Raw genomic sequence first — 16496 nt, 5'->3', positions numbered from 1 at the left:
TGTCACCCAACCGAAGGAGTACACCATGAACACCTCGCCCGAGAAAATGCTCGCCACCGCCCGCAGCACCGCCGAAGCCCGCGTCAGTGAGTTCGCCGCCGCCGGCGACAGCGTGCTCTCCGCCGTCGAGCACCTGACCGCACTCAACCTCAACACCACCCGCGCCGTGCTCGACGACGCCATCGCCCTCGGCCAGGCCGTGGCTGCCGCCCGCGACCCGAAGACGCTGGTCGAGCTGCAGGTCGGCGCCATCACGCCGGCGCTGCAGAAGAGCTACGCTTACTGCAAGACCGTCGGCGCGCTCGCCGGCCAGGCCCAGGCCGACGTGCTCAAGCTCGTCGAGGCTGGCATGTCGCAGTGGCTGCAGGTCGTCATCGTCACCCTCGAGACCCTGAACCGCAGCGCGCCCGCCGGCTCCGAGTTCGCCGTCAAGGCGCTCAGGACCGCGGTCGCCAACGCCTCGTCCGCCTATGAGGGCGCGACCAAGGTGGCGCGCCAGGTCTCGGAGACCGCGCAGGCCAACGCCGACCAGGCTGCTGCCGTGACCGTCGAGGCGGTGGAGAAGACCGCGCGTGCGACCGTGTCGATGATCAAGAGCGCCGCCTGACGACGACAGCGTGCTGCGCACGAAAAAAAGGCCAGCCCGACGGGCTGGCCTTTTTTTGATCCTGCCCCTGGCGCGCCGGGCTCAGTCCGCCTTGTACGGTCCTGCGCCGAGCCCGATCGGTGCCGGAGCGGCGGCCACGAGCCTGGAGAAGATGTGCGCGAAGTCTTCCTCGCCGGCGCGCGCGGTGGCGCGGGTGCCGGAGAGCGGGTCGTCGGCGATGAAGCCGGCGTTGGCGCGCGCCCAGTCCTCGGCGGTGAAGTGCTTGCGGATGAGCGGCAGCACCTCGCGCTCCTCGGTCATCATGTGGGTGCGGTAGAAGGCGGCGTAGTCGTTGAAGGCGGCCTTGAAGGCCTCGAAGTGGGCCGGGTCCTGGGCGTAGCCCTTGACCGCGGCCGCGAGCACCGCGATGCGGGCGTCGGCTTGCGCGTGCTCGGCTTCGAGGCGGTCGAGCGCGGCGTCGGCGTCGTGGGTGCGCGCGCGCAGCGGGCCGAAGAGGAATTCATCCTCCTTGGGGTGGTGGCGCTTCTCGGGGTAGGCGTCCAGGTAGTGCACCATCGCCTCGAGCAGCTTGTGGTCCGGCTGCAGGCGGCCCGCGCCGATCTCGCCGATCATGTGGCGGATGGCGTGGATGATCGCCGCCAGCGACTGGTGTTCGTCCATCAGGATGCGCATCGCGTCCATGGGGGTGTCCTTTTCTGTTGGGTCGGGCTCAGGTCGACAGCATCGCCTGGTGCTTGCCGCCAAAGCCCAGATAGGCCTCGATCACGCGCGGATCGTCGGCCAGTTCGTGCGCCGGGCCCTGCATCGCGATCTGGCCGGTCTCGAGCACGTAGGCGTAGTCGGCCACCTGCAGCGCGGCGCGCGCGTTCTGCTCGACGAGCAGGATGGAGACGCCACGCCGGCGCAGCTCGCTGATGATGCGGAAGATCTCGCGCACGATCAGCGGCGCCAGGCCCAGGCTGGGCTCGTCCAGCATCAGGAGCTTCGGCTTGGCCATCAGCGCGCGGCCCACGGCCAGCATCTGGCGCTCGCCGCCGGACATCGTGCCCGCCTGCTGGTCGCGGCGCTCCTTCAGGCGCGGGAACAGCGCATAGACCTCTTCGAGCGTCTGGCCGTGGTCGCGCTTGCCCGAGCGGTAGCGCTGGAAGGCGCCCAGGATCAGGTTGTCCTCGACGCTCATCTCGCCGAAGAGCTCGCGCTTCTCGGGCACCAGGTTCATGCCGCGCGCCACCATGCGCTCGACCTCGGGCACCACTTCGAGCGTGCCGTCAAAGGCGACCCGCCCCTTGGAGCCGAGCACGCCCATGATCGCCGAGAGCATCGTCGTCTTGCCCGCGCCGTTGGGGCCGATCACGGTCACGATCTGGCCCTCGCCCACGGTGAGGCTGGCGTTGGTGAGCGCCTCGACCTTGCCGTAGGACACGCACAGGTCCTTGACCTCGAGCACCGGGTTCTTTGCGGCCGCATTCGAGGCCGCGGCGCTGGCTTGCGTTTGCTGCTGTGTCATCGCGTTCTCCTCGCTCACTCCACGCCGCCCAGATAGGCCTCGAGCACCGCCGGGTTCTTCTGGATCTCGTCGGGCAGCCCCTCGGCGATCTTCTGGCCGAACTCCATCACCACCACCCGATCCACGAGGTTCATCACGAAGTCCATGTCGTGCTCGACGATCAGCGTGGCCATGCCCTCGGCACGCAGCTTCCTGAGCAGATCGCCCAGCGCCTGCTTCTCCTTGAAGCGCAGGCCGGCCGCCGGCTCGTCGAGCAGCAAGAGGCACGGGTCGGCGCACAGCGCGCGCGCGATCTCGAGGATGCGCTGCTGGCCCAGCGCCAGGCTGCCGGCTTCCTCATACATGTGCTCCTTCAGGCCCACGCGCTCGATCTGGTACGCGGCTTCCTTCAGGATGCGCGCCTCTTCCGCGCGGTCCAGGCGCCAGGCCGAGCTCAGTACGCCCTTGCCGCTTCTGAGGTGCGCGCCGATGGCCACGTTCTCGAGCACGGTCATCGTGGGCAAGAGCTTCACGTGCTGGAAGGTGCGGCTCATGCCCATGCGGGCGATCTCGCGCGAGTCGTGGCCCGCCACCGGCTTGCCCAGGAACAGCACCTCGCCCGAGGTCGGGGTGTCCACGCCCGAGATCTGGTTGAACATCGTGCTCTTGCCCGCGCCGTTGGGGCCGATGAGCGCGAGGATCTCGCCCGCGCGCACCTCCAGGCTCATGTCGTTGTTGGCGACCAGACCGCCGAACTTGCGGGTGACGTTCTTCGCCTCGAGGATCAGCTCGCCCGCCTTGGGCAGCGTGCGCCGCGGCAGGGTCTCGGCGTTCGCATCGATCGTCTTGTGGATGGCGCGCATCGGCACCAGTTTCTTGAGGATCGGCCACAGGCCCTCGCGCGCCCGGTGCAGCACCAGCACCATCAGGAAGCCGAACACGATCATCTCGAAGTTGCCGCTCGCCCCCAGCAAGGTGGGCAGCCAGTCCTGCAGCCACTGCTTGAGCACGGTGATGACGCCGGCGCCGACGATCGCCCCCCACACGTAGCCGGCCCCGCCGACCACCGCCATGAAGAGGTACTCGATGCCGATATGCACGCCGAACGGGGTCGGGTTCACGAAGCGCTGCATGTGCGCGTACAGCCAGCCCGAGGCACAGGCGAGCAGCGCCGCGATCACGAAGATGATCATGCGCGCGCGGCCGGTATCGACGCCCATCGCCTCGGCCATCACCCGGCCGCCCTTCAAGGCGCGGATCGCACGACCCTCGCGCGAGTCGAGCAGGTTGTGGGTGGTGAGCATGGCCACGAGCAGGAAGGCCCAGATCAGGTAGTAGATCTCGCCGCCGTCGTCCAGCGTCCAGCCGAAGAGGCTGATCGCCGGGATGCCGGTGATGCCGGTGTGCCCGCCCAGGCTCGCCATGGTGCCGAAGAGGAAATACAGGCTGATGCCCCAGGCGATCGTGCCCAGCGGCAGGAAGTGGCCCGAGAGCTTGAGTGTGAGCGAGCCGATCAGCACCGCGACCACCGCGGTGAGGATCAGCCCCGCCACCAGCGTGAGCCAGGGCGAGGCCCCCACCCAGGCGATCCACGCCGGCAGATCGGTGGCGGTGGTGAGCGCGGCGGTGGTGTACGCCCCCAGGCCCACGAAGGCGGCCTGGCCGAAGCTGGTGAGGCCCCCCACGCCGGTCAGCAGCACCAGGCCCAGGGCGACCATCGCATACAGGCCGATGTAGTTCAACAGGGTGACGTAGTACGGCGACAGGATCGCCGGCACCGCCAGCAGCAGCGCGAGGAAGGCGCCGAGCACCAGACGGTCGGTTCTCATTCTTCTTCCTCCACGTGGTGGCTACGCAGCGAGCGCCACAGCAGCACGGGAATGATCAGGGTGAACACGATGACTTCCTTGTAGGCGCTGGCCCAGAACGAGGCGAAGGCCTCGAGCAGCCCGACCACGAGCGCGCCGGCCGCGGCCAGCGGGTAGCTCGCCAGGCCGCCGATGATCGCGGCGACGAAGCCCTTCAGGCCGATCAGAAAGCCGGTGTCGTAGTAGATCGTGGTGATCGGGGCGATCAGCACGCCCGAGAGCGCGCCGATGAAGGCGGCCAGGAAGAACGTGAGCTTGCCGGCGAGCGCGGGCGAGATCCCCATCAGCTGCGCGCCGACGCGGTTGATCGCGGTCGCGCGCAGCGCCTTGCCGTAGAGCGTGCGCTCGAAGAACTGGTAGAGCGCCACGATCAGCAGCACCGACACCACCAGCACCCAGATCGTCTGCCCGGAGACCATCAGCGGACCGAGCTCGAGGCTGGCGTCGCTGAAGGACGGCGTCCTCTGGCCTTCGGCCCCGAAGAAGAGCAGCCCGAGGCCGACCATGGCGATATGCACCGCCACCGAGACGATCAACAGGATCAGCACCGGGGCGGAGGCGATCGGCTGGTACATCAGGCGATACATCATCGGCCCCATCGGCACCACGATCGCCAGCGTCAGGATCACCTGCAGCGCCAGCGGCAGCTCGTTGGCCGGCAGCGCCCAGAGCAGCCCGGCGAGCGCCAGCGGGTAGGCCAGGTTCCAGCCCGCCACGCCCGCGGCACGCTGCAGCTGCCCGGCCTTGAGGGCCTTGGCGCCGTCGAGCGCGCTCACCAGCACCCCCATCACCACCAGCAGCCACACCGTGGCCGGTACCGTGCCCGACTGCATCATCGCCAGCGTCAGCGCCCCGTAGGCCACGAACTCGCCCTGCTGGATGAAGATCACCCGCGTGACCGCGAACACCAGCACCAGCGCCAGCGCCAGCAGCGCGTAGATCGCACCGTTGGTGATGCCGTCCTGGCCCAGGATCAGTGCAATTGTCAAATCCATGGATATGCCTCGTGCGTGCCGGCCGCCATCGACCGCCGGCTGCTCTTGATTCCTTGCGCCGGCCGTGCGCCGGCGAAGCAAAGCGGGCGCGGGGCGCTCGCGCGCCCTGCGCCCGCTCAGGTGCTTACTTCAGCAGCGACCACTGACCGTCGCGGATCTCGATCATCACGCGCGAGCGCTCATCCAGGCCGAGGTGGTCTTCGGCGCTCATCGTGTAGATGCCGGTCGCGCCGGCGACTTCCTTGACGCCCTCGAGCGCGTCGCGCAGCGCGGCACGGAACTCGGTGCTGCCCGGCTTGGCGGTCTTGAGGGCGTTGGGGACGGCGGCCTCGAGCAGCACGCCGGCATCCCATGCGTAGCCGCCGAAGCTCGACACCGAGCCGGCGCCGTAGGCGGCCTCGTACTTCTCGACGTAGGCGAGCGCGGTGGCTTTCACCGGGTGGCTGTCCGGGAGGCTACGTGCCATCTGCACCGGGCCGACCGGCAGCAGCGTGCCTTCGCAGTCCTTGCCGCAGATGCGCAGGAAGTCGTTGTTGGCGACGCCGTGCGTCTGGTAGATCGGGCCCTTGTAGCCCCGCTCGCGCAGGGTCTTCTGCGGCAATGCGGCCGGGGTGCCGGAGCCGGCGATGAACACCGCATCGGGCTTGGCCGACATCAGCTTGAGCGCCTGGCCGGTCACCGAGGTGTCGGCGGGGTTGAAGCGCTCGTTGGCGACGACCTCGATGCCGGCGGCTTCGGCCAGCTTCTTGAACTGCTCGTACCAGCCCTCGCCATAGGCATTGGCGAAGCCGATGAAGGACACCTTCTTGATGTTGCTGGCGCCCATGTGCTCGATGATCGCGGAGGCCATCTGCTGGTCGTTCTGCGGCGTCTTGAAGATCCAGCGCTTCTTGTCGTCCATCGGCGCGACGATGCGGGCGGAGGCGGCCATCGAGATCATCGGCGTCTGGGTCTCGGCGGCGACGTCGACCATGGCGAGCGAGGCCGGGCTGGTGGTGGAGCCGATGATGACGTCCACCTTGTCCTCGGCGACCAGCTTGCGGGCGTTCTTGACCGCGGTGGTGGTGTCGGAGGCGTCGTCGAGGACGATGTAGCTGACCTTTTCGCCGCCGATCGTGGTGGGCAGCAGCGAGATCGTGTTCTTCTCGGGGATGCCGAGCGAGGCTGCGGGACCGGTGGCCGACAGCACGACGCCGACCTTGATCTCGGCTTGGGCGGCGGTGGCGGCGAAAGCGAGGCCGAGGGCGGCCAGCAGGGTGTTGCGCAGTTTCATGGTGTCTCCTCCAGTGGTGGTGCCGTTTGCCGGTGCGCCTGTTCCGGCGTGTCGTTGGCGCCCGCTCGGGTGGCGGTAATTCTGAAATAGGGAACTGGTTCTGGGAATTAGAAATGATACAAAAGAGCCAGTCAAGCAAAAAAAATGTATCGGTTAGGCCGCGCGCCTCAGGTCACGGCCGGACCGCCCGCGCGACCGGCGTCGGTGCTGGTCGAGCCCAGGCGTACCGAAAGTTCGGCGCAGGCGTGTCGCAGCGCGGCGAGGGTCGAGCCATCGGGGGTCAGGTCGAGCGTGCCCTCGACGCCGACGACCGCGATGCTCATGTTGATTTCGTTCTTGAAGTTGAACACCGGGCCGGCTGCGGCCTCGACGCCGCGGGCGAAATAGCCGCTCGAGATGACGGCGAGGCCTTGCGCGCGAACCTCGGCGAGCAGGCGGCGGGCGTCCTCGAGCGTGGCGACGCCGGGCGGCACCCGGCCTGAAGCGAGCTCCTGGCGCAGCAGCTCCTCGGTCTGCGACGCAGGCATCCATGCCGCGAACACGCGGCCGGCGGCCGAGCCGAGCAGGCTCAGGTGGGTGCCGGTGAGCACGTTGACGGTGATCGGCCGCCGCGGACGCTCCCAGCGCACGACGACCGGGCCGCGATCGCTCCACACTGCGAGGGCCACCGTCTCGTTGGTGAGATCGCGCAGCTCGCTGATCGCGGCGAGACCGAGGCGGATGCGGTCCACGCGGTCGAGGGCGACGAGACCGAGGTTGAGCGCGAAGGGGCCGAGGTCGTAGCGGGAGGTGAGCCGGTCCTGCTCGACGAGGCCCGAGCGGATCAGGCTCACCAGGTAGCGATGGGCCTTGGACGGGGGCATGTCCGCGGCCTGGGCGATGTCCTTGAGCATCATCGAGCGCTTGCCGCTGACCATTGCGCGCAGGATGCTCATGCCCACTTCGAGGGATTGCACGCCGTGCTTGCCGTCGAGTTCGTCGTTCATGAGGGCGGTGATCATAAAATTACTTATTGAAGAATTATTTTCTTTATATGTAACATAAGTCCGAACTGAGGAGAAAAGCAATGACCCAGCTGAAAGTCTATGCGATCGACGGCATCGTGCCGGTGGTGGATCCGAGCGCGTACGTGCACCCCTCGGCGGTGCTCATCGGAGACGTGATCGTCGGCCCCGGCTGCTATGTCGGCCCGTGCGCGAGCCTGCGCGGCGACTTCGGGCGGCTCATCCTCGAGCGCGGGTCCAACATCCAGGACACCTGCGTGATGCATGGCTTCCCCGGTACCGATACGGTGGTCGAGGAGGATGGCCACATCGGCCACGGTGCGGTGCTGCATGGCTGCCGGATCGGTCGCAACGCGCTGGTCGGGATGAATGCGGTGATCATGGATAACGCGGTGATCGGCGAGGCATCGATCGTCGCCGCCTCTGCCTTCGTCAAGGCGGGCGTGGAGATTCCGCCGCGCGTGCTGGTCGCGGGCATGCCGGCGAAGGTGATCCGTCCGCTGTCGGACGAGGAGATCCGCTGGAAGAGTGCCGGCACTGCGACCTACCAGGACCTCTCGCGCCGCAGCCTGGCGACGATGCAGGAAACCACGCCCCTGGTGGCGGTCGAGCCCGGACGCACGCGCATCCACATGCCCGAGGTGGTGCCGCTGGTGGAACTGCGGCGCAAGGAAGGCTGAGGCAGGGCGCGGCCGTGCAGGCTGTTCGCGGGCCGACCGCCATCCGCAGCAGGGGCCGCGGCGTCGTGGCGCCGCGATCAGGCCGTGTCGCGCAGCGGGTCGGCGTCCTGGAAGCGTTCGAGCAGTTGCGCCGAGGCTTCGGGCGTGCGCCCGTCGGCGAGCTGGAAGTGCGCCTCGAGGTGGCGCTCGGACGGCGTCAGCAGGCGCCGGTAGAGTTCGCGACAGAGCAGGCGGGCGCGCTGTCCGGGCCAGTCGGCGGACAGCAGCACGTCGGGCAGGCCGGGGTCGCGCAGCAGCAGGCGGCGATAGTCGTGGATCAGCAGGATGCGCACGAGGAAGGCGCTCTCGTCGTCGCAGTCGCCCGCGCCGTCGCGCAGCTGCGCGAGAACCGGCTGGTAGCAGGCGACGAAATCGCGATAGGTGGCGGCCAGGCGTTCCAGATTCCACGCTGCGCGAACGAGTTCGGCATCACTTGCCGCCGCGCCGAGCGCGGCATCGGCCGCCAGCAGCGGCTTGAGCTTGGGTACGAGCGCGCCGAGCCCCTCGCCGACGAGGGCATCGAAGGACGCGATCAGGTCGGCACTCGGATGAATGAAGCAGTCGCCGTTCAGGGTGCCGAAGCCCTGCCAGAACAAGGCGCGGCGCAGGCGCTCGCGATCCTTCGCGACGAGCTCGCCAACCGTCAACACCAGGCGCCAGCGCCGGTCCCAGCCCTGTGCGCTCGAGGCGTAAATGCGGCGCGAGGCGTCCTCGATGCGCTGCAGCCCGGAAGCAGTGAGCAGATAGTCCGTGCGCCGGCCGCAGGGTTCGCTGGCCAGCCACTCGTCGCGCACGAGGCGGAATACAGAGGTCCGCACCAGACGCTCGTTGAGCCCCAGGGGCTCGAGCAGCCGGATCAGGCTGCCCAGCCAGACGCGACCGCCGCGCGGCACGACGGCGTCACCGAAGGCGGAAACGATCAGCGACCCCGCCTGCACGCGGTCCTGCTTGCGGAATGCTTCGAGGCGGTCCTGAATGGAGTTCGTCACGGATCGATGGGCCAGGCGGGCGGTTGCCGTTGTTGCGGGCGCGAAGTCTATCGACTCCGCTGCCTGGCGCAAAGGGCTCCGGCGGGAGGCGGTGGCGGGCGAGTTCGTCGGCATCGTGTGGGTGTCCGGGTGGGCGCGCACGGCGGCGTTGTCGCGATCAAGGCGTGCCGCGGTCGGCGTGCTGCGTTCTGAGGTTCTTGATATGATACACAAAAGCAATACAAGAGTATCAAAACGGTATCGCAACGAGGGCGATGGCGGCTTTGAGGAATTTTCATAGTCCTGGATGAAAATCCAAAACAGCTAGAGAAAATAAACGTAAGTTACAGATAAAAAACAAGTTCCGTTTTTGAAAACCTGTTACGAAATGCAGAACATCGAATCTTTCGATGGCCTGAAAGAGATACAGATGATTGACATGGACTAAATCCATTTGTATCGTTTGAAGCACAAGATCACCTACCCGGAGAGACCAATGACCCATCCCCTGCTCGAGAAGCATCGTGCCACCCTGGAGGGCGCGCTCAGCGCCATCGCCACGCGCGGCTACTGGTCCCCGTTCCCCGAGATGCCGAGCCCCAAGCTGTATGGCGAAGCGGCACCGGACGAGGGCAAGCGCGCATTCGAGGCGCACCTGGGCAAGCGATTCGAGCTGGATCAGCCGGGGCAGACCGGCTGGCATGGGGGTGAGAGCTCGCCCTACGGCGTGGCGCTCGACGTCAGCTATCCGGTGTGCGATCCGGACGCGCTGATCGCCGCCGGCCTCGAGGCCATGAAGGGCTGGCAGGCGGTGGGCGCCGACGGCCGCGCCGGCATCTGCCTGGAGATCCTCGACCGCCTCAACAAGCAGAGCTTCGAGATCGCCCACGCGGTGATGATGACCACCGGCCAGGGCTGGATGATGGCCTTCCAGGCCGGCGGCCCGCACGCCCAGGACCGCGGCCTCGAGGCCGTCACCTACGCCTGGCGCGAGCAGAGCTTCGTGCCTTCCGAAGCCACCTGGGAGAAGCCGCAGGGCAAGAACCCGCCGCTGGTCATGAAGAAGCACTTCGAGATCGTCGGCCGCGGCATCGGCCTGGTGATCGGCTGCGGCACCTTCCCGACCTGGAACACCTACCCGGGCCTGTTCGCTGCGCTGTCGACCGGCAATGCCGTCATCGTCAAGCCGCACAGCAACGCCATCCTCCCGGCGGCGATCACCGTGCGCACCATCCGCGCCGTGCTCGCCGAGAACGGCATCGACCCCAACCTGGTGAGCCTGTGCGTGGCGACCCAGCGCAGCGTCACCCAGGCGCTCGCCACCCATCCGGCGGTCAAGTCGGTCGACTTCACCGGCAGCAACGTCTTCGGCCAGTGGCTGATCGACAACTGCCGCCAGGCCCAGGTGTACGCCGAGCTCGCAGGCGTGAACAACATCGTCATCGACTCCACCAATGCCTACAAGGCGATGCTCGGCAATCTCGCCTTCACGCTTTCGCTCTACTCGGGCCAGATGTGCACCACCTCGCAGGCGATCTTCGTCCCGGCGGGCGGCATCGACACCGAGGACGGCCACAAGAGCTACGACGAGGTGTGTGCAGACCTGGCGAAGTCCGTCGAGCGCTTCCTGTCCAAGCCGGAAGTCGCCTTCGCCGTGCTCGGCGCGATCCAGTCCGCCGACACCGCCGAGCGCATCGACATCGCCAACAGCGGCGCCTTGGGCAAGGTCGTGCTCGCCTCGCAGGCGCTCGACAACCCCGAGTTCCCGGGTGCCAAGGTACGCACCCCGGTGCTGCTGGCCTGCGACGCGGCCGACGAGAAGGCCTACATGGAAGAGCGCTTCGGCCCGATCAGCTTCATCGTCAAGGTCGCAGACACCGCTGCCGGCATCGCCCTGTCCGAGCGCGTGGTCAGCACGCATGGCGCCCTCACCGTCGGCCTGTATTCCACCAGGCAGGACGTCATCGACGCCATGACCGAGGCCACCTGGCGCGGCAAGGTCGCGCTGTCGATCAACCTCACGGGCGGCATCTTCGTGAACCAGTCGGCGGCCTTCTCCGACTACCACGGCACCGGCGGCAACCCGTCCGCCAACGCCTCGTATTCGGATTCGGCCTTCGTCGCCAACCGCTTCCGTGTCGTTCAGCGTCGTTACCACGTCTGAGGAGCCGCTCGTGGAATACAAGAACATCCTGTTTTCCCTGGAGGCGGGCGTCGCCCGTCTGACGCTGAACCGCCCCGACAAGCTCAACAGCTTCACCGGCGAGATGCACGCCGAGCTGCGTGACGCACTCGACCGCGTCCAGGCCGACAACAGCGCGCGCGTGCTGGTGCTCACCGGCGCCGGGCGCGCCTTCTGCGCCGGCCAGGATCTCGCAGACCCCGACATGGCTGCGGTGGGCGGCAAGATGCCCGACATCGGCAACGTCGTCGAAAAGAACTACAAGCCGCTGGTGCTGCGCCTGCAGAACCTGCGCGTGCCCACCATCGCCGCGGTCAATGGCATCGCCGCGGGCGCCGGCGCCAGCGTGGCGCTGGCCTGCGACCTGGTGGTGGCAGCGAAGTCCGCCTCCTTCCTGCAGGCCTTCAGCAAGATCGGCCTGGTGCCCGACACCGGCGGCACCTGGTTCCTGCCCCAGCGCGTCGGCATGGCGCGCGCCATGGGCCTGGCGCTGCTCGCCGACAAGCTGCCCGCCGAGAAGGCCGCCGACTGGGGCCTGATCTGGGCCGCCTACGACGATGCCGAGTTCGCTGCCAAGGTCGACGCGATGGCCGTGCAGCTCGCCGCGATGCCGACCAAGGCGCTGGTGCGCACCCGCCAGGCGATGCACGCCGCACCGGGCCACACGCTCGAGCAGCAGCTCTCCTTCGAGGGCGGCTTCATGCGCGAGCTGGGCTGGAGCCCGGATTACGCCGAGGGCGTCGCCGCCTTCATGGAAAAGCGCGCACCGAAGTTCACCGGGGAATGAGTGTGACCGACATCCAAGCCTCCAAGGCCGCAGCGCAGCCCTTGGCCCTCTCGGCGGTCGTCGCCGTGGTCGGCACCGGCGCCATGGGTGCCGGCATCGCCCAGGTGGCGGCTGCCGCCGGCCATGTGGTCAAGCTGCTCGACAACCGCCCCGGCGCCGCCGCCAAGGCGATCGACGGCATCCGCGCCCAGTTCGCCAAGCTCGCCGACAAGGGCAAGATGAGTGCCGAGGCCGCCCAGTCCGCCGGCGCGCGCCTGGTCGCCGTCGAGCAGCTCGGCGACCTCGCCGAGGCCGCGCTGGTGGTCGAAGCCATCGTCGAGAACCTCGAAGCGAAGCAGAAGCTGTACCGCGAGCTCGAGGACATCGTCGGTGCCGACTGCATCTTCGGCACCAACACCTCGTCGATCTCGGTCACTTCGATCGGCGCCGCGCTGCAGCGCCCCGAGCGCCTGGCCGGCCTGCACTTCTTCAACCCGGCGCCGCTGATGAAGCTGGTCGAGATCGTCTCCGGTCTCGCCACCGAGCGCGCCGTGGCCGACACCCTGTTCGCCACCGCTGCGGCCTGGGGCAAGACGCCGGTGCATGCGCGCTCGACGCCGGGCTTCATCGTGAACCGCGTCGCCCGCCCGTACTACGCCGAGGCGCTGCGCGTCCTCAACGAAGGCGGTGGCGACTGCGCCACACTCGACGCGATCATGCGCGACGCCGGCGGCTTCCGCATGGGGCCGTTCGAGCTCATGGACATGATCGGCCATGACGTGAACTTCGCCGTCACGCGCTCGGTGTGGAACGCCTTCTACAACGATCCGCGCTTCACCCCCTCGCTGATCCAGCAGGAGCTGGTGGATGCCGGTTTCCTCGGGCGCAAGAACGGCCGCGGCTTCTACGACTACCGCGAAGGCGCCGAGCGCCCCGCGCCGCAGGTCGCGGTGGCGCAGCAGGCGCCCGACGCGGTCGTGCTGCACGGCCATTCGGCAGCCGTGCACGCGCTCGCCGACCGCCTCTTCGAGCGAAACATCCCGCACTCCTGGGGCGAGGCCGGCGACGGCCGCATCGCCGAGGTGGGGGGCGCGGTGCTCTTCGTCACCGACGGCCGCACCGCCACCCAGCGTGCCGCCGAGATGGGCATCGAGAACGTGGTGCTGATCGATCTCGCGCTCGATTACGCCACCGCGACCCGCATCGCGGTCGGTGCCGCGATCAACGCCTTCGCCCCCGCCGTGGGCGCCGCGATCGGCCTGCTGCAGGCCGCCGGCTTCGAGGTCTGCCGCCTCGGCGACACGCCGGGCCTGGCGGTGATGCGCACGGTGGCGATGCTCGCCAACGAGGCCGCCGACGCGGTCAACCAGGGCGTATGCGATGCCGCCGCCGCCGACGCGGCGATGAAGCTCGGCGTGAACTATCCGCGCGGCCCGCTGGAGTGGGCCGACAAGGTCGGCCTGCCGACGATCTGCACCGTGCTCGCCAACCTCGCGCGCTTCTACGGCGAGGACCGCTACCGCGTCTCGCCGCTGATCCAGCAGCGCGTCTTTGCCGGAAAGAAGATCCATGACTGACACCCGGACCCTCCCCACCGACCCGCAGGCGCTGGCAGAAGCCGTCGCCGCGGCGATGTGGTCGCGCGACCGCGCCGCCCAGGCGCTCGGCATCCGCATCGAGGCCGTCGGCCCCGGCACCGCCACGCTCAGCATGAAGGTGCGCGGCGACATGGTGAATGGCCACCACATCTGCCACGGCGGGCTGATCTTCAGCCTTGCCGACACCGCCTTCGCCTACGCCTGCAACGCCTACAACCGCAACACCGTGGCCTCGGGCTGCAACATCGACTTCGTCGCCCCCGGCAAGGAGGGCGACACGCTCACCGCCGAGGCAGTCGAGCGCTCGCTGTCGGGCCGCACCGGCGTCTATGACATCACCGTGCGCGACAGCGCCGGCAAGCCCGTCGCGCTCTTCCGCGGCAAGAGCTACCGCATTGCCGGCGAGGTGATCGCCGGACTCGACGCAGAACAGGCCTGAGCGGCCAAACCGAAAACAGAGAGGAGACGATCACACCATGACCGTGAAGACCCCCCAGCCCGGTGACCTCGAGCCGATCGAGACCGCCAGCCGCGACGAGATCTCGGCGCTGCAGCTGCAGCGCCTGCAGTGGTCGGTGCGCCACACCTACGACAACGTCGCGCCCTACCGCAAGCGCTGCGAGGAGAAGGGTGTTCATCCTGATGACCTGAAGTCGCTGCAGGACCTCGCCAAGTTCCCCTTCATGACGAAGACGGACCTGCGCGACAACTACCCCTTCGGCCTGTTCGCCGTGCCGCGCAGCCAGGTACTGCGCCTGCACGCCTCGAGCGGCACCACCGGCAAGTCGGTGGTGGTCGGCTACACCAGGAACGACCTCGACAACTGGGCCAACGTCGTCGCCCGCTCGCTGCGCGCCGCCGGCGTGCGCGCCGGCGACATGGTGCACAACGCCTACGGCTACGGCATGTTCACCGGCGGCCTCGGCGCCCACTACGGCATCGAGCGCGCCGGCTGCACCGCGGTGCCGATGTCCGGTGGCCAGACCGAGAAGCAGGTGCAGCAGATCATGGACTTCCGCCCCGACGCGATCATGGTCACGCCGTCCTACTCGCTGGTGATCGCCGAGGAGTTCGAGCGCCTGGGCATCAAGCCCGAGGAGATCTCGCTCAAGGTCGGCATCTTCGGCGCCGAGCCCTGGGGTGAAGGCATGCGCGCCGAGATCGAGCGCAAGCTCGGCATCGACGCCATCGACATCTACGGCCTCACCGAAGTCATGGGCCCGGGCGTGGCCAGCGAGTGCATCGAGACCAAGGACGGCCCGGTGATCTGGGAAGACCACTTCTACCCCGAGATCATCGACCCCGACACCGGCGAGGTGCTGCCCGACGGCGAGGAAGGCGAGCTCGTGTTCACCTCGCTGACCAAGGAAGCTTTCCCGGTCATCCGCTACCGCACCCGCGACCTCACCCGCCTGCTGCCGCCGACCGCGCGTTCGTTCCGCCGCATCGGCAAGATCACCGGGCGCTCGGACGACATGCTGATCGTGCGTGGCGTGAACGTGTTCCCGACCCAGATCGAGGAGCAGATCATGCGCGACAAGCGCCTGTCGGGTAACTACCAGATCGTGCTCACCCGCGACGGCCACCTCGACAACGTCGAGATCCGTGTCGAGGTCCAGCGCGAGCTCTCCGGCAAGCTCAGCCGCACCGAGACCGAGAATATCGCCCGCGAGCTGCAGCACCACATCAAGACCATCATCGGCATCTCCACCAAGGTGAACGTGATGGAGTTCGAAGCGATCCCGCGCACGCTGACCGGCAAGGCCCGCCGCGTCATCGACCAGCGCCCGAAGCAACTCTGAGGAGCCGGCGATGACTCAAGCCTTCATCTGCGACGCCATCCGCACCCCGATCGGCCGCTACGGCGGCACCCTGGCGGCGGTGCGCGCCGACGACCTCGGCGCCGTGCCGCTCAAGGCCCTGATGGCGCGCAACCCCCAGGTCGACTGGGCCGCGGTCGAAGACATCATCTACGGCTGCGCCAACCAGGCCGGCGAAGACAACCGTAACGTCGCGCGCATGTCCGGCCTGCTCGCCGGGCTGCCGATCGAGGTGCCCGGCACCACGGTGAACCGCCTGTGCGGCTCCGGCATGGATGCGGTCGGCCTGGCCGCGCGCTCGATCAAGTCGGGCGAGACCGAGCTGATGATCGCCGGCGGCGTCGAGAGCATGTCGCGCGCGCCCTTCGTGATGGGCAAGGCCGAGTCCGCCTTCTCGCGCCAGGCCGCGATCTACGACACCACCATCGGCTGGCGCTTCATCAACCCGCTGATGAAGAAGCTCTACGAGACGCACTCGATGCCGCAGACCGCGGACAACGTCGCCGCCGAGTTCAACATCTCGCGCGCCGACCAGGACGCCTTCGCGCTGCGCTCGCAGCAGCGCTGGGCCGCGGCGAACACCGCCGGGCGCTTCAAGGACGAGCTGGTGCCGGTGGAGATCCCGCGCAAGAAGGGCGAGCCGATCGTGTTCGACACCGACGAGCATCCGCGCCCCGAGACCACGCTCGAGATGCTGGCCAAGCTCAAGGGCGTCAATGGCCCCGAGCTCAGCGTCACCGCCGGCAACGCCTCGGGCGTCAATGACGGCGCCTGCGCGCTGGTGCTGGCCTCCGAGGCCGCTGCCGCAAAGCACGGCCTGACGCCGCGCGCCCGCGTCGTCGCCATGGCCACCGCCGGCGTGCCGCCGCGGATCATGGGCTTCGGCCCGGCGCCCGCGGTGCGCAAGGTGCTGGCCAAGGCCGGCCTGACCCTCGAGCAGATGGACGTCATCGAGCTCAACGAAGCCTTCGCCGCGCAGGCGCTCGCCGTGGTCCGCGATCTCGGCCTGGCCGACGACGAGGCGCGCGTGAACCCGAACGGCGGTGCGATCGCCATGGGCCACCCGCTCGGCATGAGCGGCGCGCGCCTGGTCACCACCGCCGCCTACGAGCTGCAGCGTCGCAACGGCCGCTACGCCCTGTGCACGATGTGCATCGGCGTCGGCCAGGGCATCGCGATGATCATCGAGCGCGTCTGAGGCACGGGACAG

Annotated in this window: 15 protein-coding genes; 8 read left to right on the top strand and 7 right to left on the bottom strand. The window is 68.4% G+C overall.

The features are described from left to right. Positions 1–25 precede the first annotated feature (25 nt). Entirely contained in the window at positions 26–607 is a 582-nt protein-coding gene (locus tag AAG895_RS18085) for a phasin family protein (protein WP_345793359.1), read from the top strand. 81 nt (positions 608–688) lie between these two features. Here AAG895_RS18085 and AAG895_RS18080 read toward each other — a convergent pair whose 3' ends face one another. From AAG895_RS18080 to AAG895_RS18055, 6 genes are all read right to left on the bottom strand, one after another. Next, positions 689–1288, bottom strand: coding sequence for a hemerythrin domain-containing protein (locus tag AAG895_RS18080; protein WP_345793358.1), 600 nt, complete (start codon positions 1286–1288; stop codon positions 689–691). A 28-nt stretch (positions 1289–1316) separates the two neighbouring features. Continuing rightward, on the bottom strand, positions 1317–2114 hold the full coding sequence (locus AAG895_RS18075; RefSeq protein ID WP_345793357.1) for an ABC transporter ATP-binding protein: 798 nt from the start codon (positions 2112–2114) through the stop codon (positions 1317–1319). 14 nt (positions 2115–2128) lie between these two features. Further along, positions 2129–3922 carry a branched-chain amino acid ABC transporter ATP-binding protein/permease gene (locus AAG895_RS18070; protein ID WP_345793356.1) on the bottom strand — a complete coding sequence of 598 codons (1794 nt, stop codon included), beginning with the start codon at positions 3920–3922 and terminating at the stop codon, positions 2129–2131. Beyond that, positions 3919–4956, bottom strand: coding sequence for a branched-chain amino acid ABC transporter permease (locus AAG895_RS18065; RefSeq protein ID WP_345793355.1), 1038 nt, complete (start codon positions 4954–4956; stop codon positions 3919–3921). Before AAG895_RS18065 ends, AAG895_RS18070 begins: the two co-directional genes overlap by 4 nt. 124 nt (positions 4957–5080) lie before the next feature. Next, positions 5081–6229 carry an ABC transporter substrate-binding protein gene (locus tag AAG895_RS18060; RefSeq protein ID WP_345793354.1) on the bottom strand — a complete coding sequence of 383 codons (1149 nt, stop codon included), beginning with the start codon at positions 6227–6229 and terminating at the stop codon, positions 5081–5083. A gap of 167 nt (positions 6230–6396) precedes the next feature. Next, complete coding sequence (locus AAG895_RS18055) at positions 6397–7215, bottom strand: IclR family transcriptional regulator (RefSeq protein WP_345793353.1); 819 nt, start codon at positions 7213–7215, stop codon at positions 6397–6399. Between the two features lie 80 nt (positions 7216–7295). Between AAG895_RS18055 and paaY the strand changes: the two genes are divergently transcribed. Continuing rightward, on the top strand, positions 7296–7913 hold the full coding sequence (paaY, locus tag AAG895_RS18050) for a phenylacetic acid degradation protein PaaY (RefSeq protein ID WP_345793352.1): 618 nt from the start codon (positions 7296–7298) through the stop codon (positions 7911–7913). A gap of 77 nt (positions 7914–7990) precedes the next feature. Here the strand turns inward: paaY and paaX are convergent, their stop codons facing one another. Further along, positions 7991–8941, bottom strand: coding sequence for a phenylacetic acid degradation operon negative regulatory protein PaaX (gene paaX / locus AAG895_RS18045; protein ID WP_345793351.1), 951 nt, complete (start codon positions 8939–8941; stop codon positions 7991–7993). Positions 8942–9416: 475 nt separating this feature from the next. On the opposite strand from paaX, the gene paaN reads away from it, so the two are divergent. From paaN to pcaF, 6 genes are read left to right on the top strand one after another with little or no spacing between them, the layout of a single operon-like run. Continuing rightward, positions 9417–11084, top strand: coding sequence for a phenylacetic acid degradation protein PaaN (gene paaN, locus AAG895_RS18040; protein WP_345793350.1), 1668 nt, complete (start codon positions 9417–9419; stop codon positions 11082–11084). Positions 11085–11094: 10 nt separating this feature from the next. Next, entirely contained in the window at positions 11095–11889 is a 795-nt protein-coding gene (gene paaG, locus AAG895_RS18035; RefSeq protein ID WP_345793349.1) for a 2-(1,2-epoxy-1,2-dihydrophenyl)acetyl-CoA isomerase PaaG, read from the top strand. Beyond that, complete coding sequence (gene paaH / locus AAG895_RS18030; RefSeq protein WP_345793348.1) at positions 11886–13445, top strand: 3-hydroxyacyl-CoA dehydrogenase PaaH; 1560 nt, start codon at positions 11886–11888, stop codon at positions 13443–13445. Before paaG ends, paaH begins: the two co-directional genes overlap by 4 nt. Next, positions 13438–13905 carry a hydroxyphenylacetyl-CoA thioesterase PaaI gene (gene paaI / locus AAG895_RS18025; protein WP_345793347.1) on the top strand — a complete coding sequence of 156 codons (468 nt, stop codon included), beginning with the start codon at positions 13438–13440 and terminating at the stop codon, positions 13903–13905. Before paaH ends, paaI begins: the two co-directional genes overlap by 8 nt. A 37-nt stretch (positions 13906–13942) precedes the next feature. After that, positions 13943–15268: a phenylacetate--CoA ligase PaaK gene (gene paaK, locus AAG895_RS18020; RefSeq protein WP_345793346.1), complete on the top strand. Its 1326-nt coding sequence runs from the start codon at positions 13943–13945 to the stop codon at positions 15266–15268. Positions 15269–15278: 10 nt separating this feature from the next. Then, the gene (gene pcaF, locus AAG895_RS18015) at positions 15279–16484 is read left to right on the top strand and encodes a 3-oxoadipyl-CoA thiolase (RefSeq protein ID WP_345793345.1); all 1206 of its coding nucleotides are present in this window, start codon (positions 15279–15281) and stop codon (positions 16482–16484) included. Positions 16485–16496: the final 12 nt, after the last annotated feature.

Origin of the sequence: Thauera sp. JM12B12, assembly GCF_039614725.1 — a bacterium.
Classification (GTDB): domain Bacteria; phylum Pseudomonadota; class Gammaproteobacteria; order Burkholderiales; family Rhodocyclaceae; genus Thauera.
Note: the sequence above shows the minus strand (reverse complement) of the source record. Positions and strands in the feature narration are given on the sequence as shown.

Bases quoted from the DNA above. Each gene is read 5' to 3' on its own strand.
- pcaF (WP_345793345.1), top strand. From the start codon at position 15,279: ATGACTCAAGCCTTCATCTGCGACGCCATCCGCACCCCGATCGGCCGC.
- paaK (WP_345793346.1), top strand. From the start codon at position 13,943: ATGACCGTGAAGACCCCCCAGCCCGGTGACCTCGAGCCGATCGAGACC.
- paaH (WP_345793348.1), top strand. From the start codon at position 11,886: ATGAGTGTGACCGACATCCAAGCCTCCAAGGCCGCAGCGCAGCCCTTG.
- AAG895_RS18060 (WP_345793354.1), bottom strand. From the start codon at position 6,229: ATGAAACTGCGCAACACCCTGCTGGCCGCCCTCGGCCTCGCTTTCGCC.
- paaN (WP_345793350.1), top strand. From the start codon at position 9,417: ATGACCCATCCCCTGCTCGAGAAGCATCGTGCCACCCTGGAGGGCGCG.
- AAG895_RS18070 (WP_345793356.1), bottom strand. From the start codon at position 3,922: ATGAGAACCGACCGTCTGGTGCTCGGCGCCTTCCTCGCGCTGCTGCTG.
- AAG895_RS18065 (WP_345793355.1), bottom strand. From the start codon at position 4,956: ATGGATTTGACAATTGCACTGATCCTGGGCCAGGACGGCATCACCAAC.
- AAG895_RS18080 (WP_345793358.1), bottom strand. From the start codon at position 1,288: ATGGACGCGATGCGCATCCTGATGGACGAACACCAGTCGCTGGCGGCG.
- paaY (WP_345793352.1), top strand. From the start codon at position 7,296: ATGACCCAGCTGAAAGTCTATGCGATCGACGGCATCGTGCCGGTGGTG.
- paaI (WP_345793347.1), top strand. From the start codon at position 13,438: ATGACTGACACCCGGACCCTCCCCACCGACCCGCAGGCGCTGGCAGAA.
- AAG895_RS18085 (WP_345793359.1), top strand. From the start codon at position 26: ATGAACACCTCGCCCGAGAAAATGCTCGCCACCGCCCGCAGCACCGCC.
- AAG895_RS18055 (WP_345793353.1), bottom strand. From the start codon at position 7,215: ATGAACGACGAACTCGACGGCAAGCACGGCGTGCAATCCCTCGAAGTG.
- AAG895_RS18075 (WP_345793357.1), bottom strand. From the start codon at position 2,114: ATGACACAGCAGCAAACGCAAGCCAGCGCCGCGGCCTCGAATGCGGCC.